At 73.9% G+C, this 4,987-nt stretch carries 4 protein-coding genes and 1 pseudogene; 3 read left to right on the top strand and 2 right to left on the bottom strand.

Annotation, left to right across the window (positions count from 1 at the left end; translation table 11 throughout):
• Positions 1-444, top strand: a pseudogene (locus ACFW1A_RS38505) (RNA polymerase subunit sigma); the annotation flags it as partial.
• Positions 445-486: 42 nt separating this feature from the next.
• On the opposite strand, the gene ACFW1A_RS38500 reads toward ACFW1A_RS38505, so the two are convergent.
• Complete coding sequence (locus ACFW1A_RS38500; RefSeq protein ID WP_380417978.1) at positions 487-759, bottom strand: VWA-like domain-containing protein; 273 nt, start codon at positions 757-759, stop codon at positions 487-489.
• Positions 760-1,375: 616 nt separating this feature from the next.
• Between ACFW1A_RS38500 and htpG the strand changes: the two genes are divergently transcribed.
• Positions 1,376-3,271 (top strand): molecular chaperone HtpG, encoded by a 1,896-nt coding sequence (gene htpG, locus ACFW1A_RS38495; RefSeq protein ID WP_380417976.1) that lies wholly within the window; start codon positions 1,376-1,378, stop codon positions 3,269-3,271.
• 50 nt (positions 3,272-3,321) lie between these two features.
• Here the strand turns inward: htpG and ACFW1A_RS38490 are convergent, their stop codons facing one another.
• The gene (locus ACFW1A_RS38490; RefSeq protein WP_380417974.1) at positions 3,322-3,636 is read right to left on the bottom strand and encodes a hypothetical protein; all 315 of its coding nucleotides are present in this window, start codon (positions 3,634-3,636) and stop codon (positions 3,322-3,324) included.
• A 335-nt stretch (positions 3,637-3,971) separates the two neighbouring features.
• Between ACFW1A_RS38490 and ACFW1A_RS38485 the strand changes: the two genes are divergently transcribed.
• On the top strand, positions 3,972-4,987 hold a 1,016-nt coding region (locus tag ACFW1A_RS38485), incomplete at its 3' end, for a LacI family DNA-binding transcriptional regulator (protein ID WP_380417972.1).

The following is a 4,987-nucleotide window of genomic DNA, read 5'->3' as shown; positions in this document are numbered from 1 at the left end:
GCGCACCACCGGTTCGAGCCGGTCGCCGACCAGACCGACCTGACCGCGGTGCGGGCCACCGCCCTGCGCCTGGACCGCGAGCGCGCCGTCGACCTCGAACGGGTGCTGGCGCTGGACGTCGACGACCTGGATGCCTCCGCGCGGCGCGGCCGCGGCCGCGCGGCCGACCTGCGCTGGGGGCCCGGCACGGCCCGGCTGCTGCCGCTGCTCCTGGTCAGCCGGGCCGGCGGTCCGCTGCTGCTGACGGACCGCCGGGCACCGGCCACCGTGCCGGCGGCCGACCGCTGCCCGCTGACCGGGCGCGGGCGGCTGTCCTACCGCCGGGCCGCCGAGCTCTTCACCACCGCGACCGCACCGCTCGACCCGACCGGCCGCGGCTGGACGCTGCGCCAGCTGCGCCGGGCGGGCCGGGCGGGCCCGGCGCCGACGGAGCCGCGCGGCTGACCGGGCCGCGGGTCCGCCCGGTGCCACTCCTCACGCCGAGCCTCACGCCGCGCCGATCTCCACCACCCGGGCCCACGGCGGCGGCCGGTCCGGGACGTAGTCGGGGTCGTCCTCGTCGTAGGCGGCACGGCGGCGCGGGAACAGGCCGACGACGGTGCGGCACGGCGGGCGTTCGCCGGGCCACGGGGTCTGTCCGTCCGTCAGGACGACGATGACGTCGGGGCGGGTGCGCAGGGCCGTCCGGAAGCCGGTGCGCAGGTCGGTGCCGCCACCGCCGAGCAGCGGGATGCCCTCGGCGCGGCAAAGCGGGTGCACGGTGTCGGCGGCGTCCGCACCACCAGGTGCGCCGCACCGACCCCGTCCCGCGCGGCGCCTTCGTAGCGGGCCAGCGAGAGGGTCAGCCCGGGCCGCAACAGCCCGTCCGGGGCGATCCGGGGCAGGTGCCAGCGCAGCAGGTCCGGAGCCAGCTGCCGCAGGTCGTCCCGCAGCCGGGAGGCGAGTTCGCGCCCGTGGCTGCGGGCCACGGCACGCGGGTGGAGATCGACGTCCACGCCGGCGGCGGCGCACGCACCGCCCCAGTCGCCGACGGTGCGGCGGGCGGTGGCAGTCTCGATCATGGTGGCCGGCACGGCGAACTCGCGCACGCGCAGCCAGAAGGTACGGGAGGAATCCCCGTTCGCGACAACGGTGTGAGTGGCCATCAGCACTCACCTTGCGCGGACGGGACCCCCGATCTGATCACGGAGTGAGTAGTCATCGCCGGGAGCATAGCCGCCGCCCGCCCGCACCGCCAGGCAGTTCCGGCACCCCGCCGACGCCGCCCGACCCCACCCACCGGGCACCATCTGTTCGAGCGTCACTTCCCTGCGTCACCGGTGATCTACAGTTCTCGACGGACAGCACCCGACACCCGGAGGAGGATCCACCCGCCATGTCCGCCGAGACCCTTGAGTTCCAGGTCGAAGCCCGCCAGCTGCTGCAGCTGGTGATCCACTCGATCTACTCGAACAAGGACGTGTTCCTGCGCGAGCTGATCTCCAACGCCTCCGACGCACTGGACAAGCTGCGCCTGGCGGCGCTGCGCGACGACTCGCTCGGCGCGGACGTCTCCGACCTGCACATCGAGCTGGCCGCCGACACCGGGGCCCGCACCCTGACGGTGCGCGACAACGGCATCGGCATGTCGCACGACGAGGTCATCCAGCTCATCGGCACGATCGCCAACTCCGGTACCGCGCAGTTCGTCCAGGAGCTCAAGGAGGCCAAGGACGCGTCGGCCGCGGAGACCCTGATCGGCCAGTTCGGCGTCGGCTTCTACTCCAGCTTCATGGTGGCCGACGAGGTGGTCCTGGTGACCCGCAAGGCCGGCGAGGAGCACGGCACCCGCTGGACCTCCAGCGGCGCCGGCACCTACACCCTGGAGGCCGTCCCGGACGCCCCGCAGGGCACCGCGGTCACCCTCAAGCTGCGCCCGACCGACACCGACGACCAGCTGCACGACTACACGGCCGCCTGGAAGATCCGCGAGATCGTCAAGAAGTACTCGGACTTCATCACCTGGCCGATCCGCCTGGTCGGCGAGGAGGAGCCCGCGGACGGCGGCACGCCGGCGCCGGTCAACTCGATGAAGGCGCTCTGGGCCCGCTCCCGGGACGAGGTCACCGACGCCGAGTACCACGAGCTCTACAAGCACATCAGCCACGACTGGCGCGACCCGCTGGAGGTGGTCCGCCTCCAGGCGGAGGGCACCTTCGAGTACCAGGCGCTGCTGTTCGTCCCCGCGCACGCCCCGCACGACCTGTACACCCAGGGCTACCAGCGCGGCGTCCAGCTGTACGTCAAGCGGGTCTTCGTGATGGACGACTGCGAAGCGCTGATGCCGCCGTACCTGCGCTTCGTCAAGGGCGTGGTGGACGCGGCCGACCTCTCGCTCAACGTCTCGCGCGAGATCCTGCAGCAGGACCGCCAGATCCAGCTGATGCGCCGTCGGCTGGCGAAGAAGATCCTCTCCACCGTCAAGGACCTGCGCACCGGCGAGCCGGAGAAGTACGCCACGCTCTGGCGCGAGTTCGGCCGGGTGGTGAAGGAGGGCCTGCTCAGCGACTCCGAGAACCGCGACGCGATCCTCGCCGCCGCCTCCTTCGCCTCCACCCGCGACGCCGAGGAGCAGACCGGCCTCAAGCAGTACGTCGAGCGGATGAAGGAGGGCCAGCAGCACATCTACTACCTGACCGGCGAGTCCCGCCAGGCGGTGGACAACTCCCCGCACCTGGAGGCGTTCCGGGCCAAGGGCGTCGAGGTGCTGCTGCTCACCGACCCGGTGGACGAGCTGTGGGTCGAGGCGGTGCCGGAGTTCGAGGGCAAGCAGCTGCGCTCGGTGGCCAAGGGCGAACTCGACCTGGACACCGAGCCGGACCAGGAGCAGCAGGAGGACCGCGAGCAGCGCAAGCAGGAGTTCGCGGGCCTGCTCGGCTGGATGACCGAGCAGCTCGGCGAGGAGGTCAAGGAGGTCCGCCTCTCCACCCGGCTGACCGTCTCCCCCGCCTGCGTCGTCTCCGACACGCACGACGCCACCCCGGCGCTGGAGGCGATGTACCGCGCGATGGGCCAGGAACTGCCGCGCGCCAAGCGGATCCTGGAGCTCAACCCGGGCCACCCGCTGGTGGTCGGCCTGCACCGGGCGCACACCGACCGGCCGGCCGACGAGGCGGTCGCCGAGACCGCCGAACTCCTCTACGGCATGGCCCTGCTGGCCGAGGGCGGCCAGCCGGCCGAGCCGAGCCGGTTCCTCAAGCTGATGGCCAACCGCCTGCAGCACAACCTGTAGGACGCACCCGGCCGGCGGCGCGCAGCCCGCGCCGCCGGCCCGCGCAGGGGCTACGACGCCCCCGCCTCCCCCGCCGACTCGGCCTGCGCCAGCGCGAGCACCTTGGCCCGGTACGGGTTGGCCGCGCTCAGCGTCCGTGCCACCCACACCGCCTCCTCCAGCAGCGCCGCCCGGGCCTGCGGCAGCTCGGCCACCCGGGCCGAGCGACTGGCCTCCACCAGGACCAGCGCCAGCTTGGAGCCGTACGCCTCGGGGTTGACCCCGGTCAGCACCCGGTACGCCCACAGCGCCCGGGTCCCGCGGATGACCCGCCGGTTCGCGCCCAGCAGCAGCACCTTCGCCCGCAGAATCGCGTCCTGATCCACCGTCGTCCCCCATCGTTCGCAACCCGCACCCCCGCCGCGGCACGACGACCGTGCCGACCCCGGGCAGCCGGGGCCGACGCGTGCCGGCGGAAGTGGATGTGACGTCGAGTCTGCGGCTCCCCCTCCACCGCGGGCAACGTGCGCTTGGTCCTACTGCCGGCCCCGCTGAGCTGGCATGATGGACCTGACACTCTCCCGGGGGACGGCGCCGGGGTGCGCCGGACGTCTTGACGCGGGCGCGGCGACCCCGCAAGCTGATGATCGTGGTGGCCCGGCGCGGGTGGCGGCGGCCGCACGACACACCGTGCACTCAGCATCGACTCAGGACGCCGCCCATGCCTGCTCTCGTGAGCCCTGCCAACTCCCCGTTCCCGCACGTTGATTCGCCCGCCACGCTGGCCGAGGTGGCACGCCGGGCCGGGGTCTCCACCGCCACCGCCTCCCGGGTGCTGAACCGCTCCGCCCCGGTCTCCACCGAGATGGCCGCCAAGGTCGAGCGGGCGGCCCGCGAACTCCACTACGTGCGCCGGCGCGCGGCCAGCACCCGGGAGACCGGTGTGGTCGCCGTGGTGGTCTTCGCCGACCCGCTGCAGTACCACGTGGACGCGTTCCACGCCCGGCTGCTGGCCGGCCTGCGCCGCGCGCTGCCGGGCGCCGAACGCGAGTTGGCGGTCTTCACGGTGCCCCGGCGGTCAAGACGCCCACCCCTGGTCCGCTTCCTGTGCGCCGGCCACGTGGACGGCGTGGTGCTGGTCGGCCCGTGGGGCGACTCGGGGCTGACCAGGCTGCTGCAGGCGGCCCGGGTACCGGTGGTGGCGCTCGGCCGACCCGCCGAGCCGGGCACGGTCTGCTACGTGGACGCCGACAACCTGGCCGGTGCCAGGGACGCGGTGCGCCGCCTCTGCCTGGCCGGGCGCCGCTCGGTGGCCACCATCGCCGGCCCGCCCGACACCGCCGCCGGCGCGGACCGGCTGGCCGGCTACCACCAGGCGATGTCCGAGGCCGGTGCCGACGTGCGCGCCGCCGTCGCCTACGGCGACTTCACGGGGGTCTCCGGCGAGCACGCGATGCTCCGCCTGCTGGACCAACGGCCTTCGCTGGACGCGGTGTTCGTGGCCTCCGACCAGATGGCCCTGGGCGCCCTGCGGGCGCTGCGCCGCCGCGGCCTGCGGGTGCCCGACGACGTGGCGCTGATCGGCTTCGACGATGCGCCGGCCGCGGCCAAGGCCCGCCCCGCCCTCACCACGGTGCGCCAGCCGGTGGAGGAACTCGGCATCCAGGCCATGGAACTGCTGCACCACGGCCCGTCCGACCCGGTGGTGCTGCCGACCCGGTTGGTGGTCCGCGACTC

The organism is Kitasatospora sp. NPDC058965, from assembly GCF_042741245.1.
Classification (GTDB): Bacteria; Actinomycetota; Actinomycetes; order Streptomycetales; family Streptomycetaceae; genus Kitasatospora.
The sequence above is the reverse complement of the archived record's forward strand: the minus strand, read 5'-3'. Positions and strand labels throughout refer to the sequence as shown.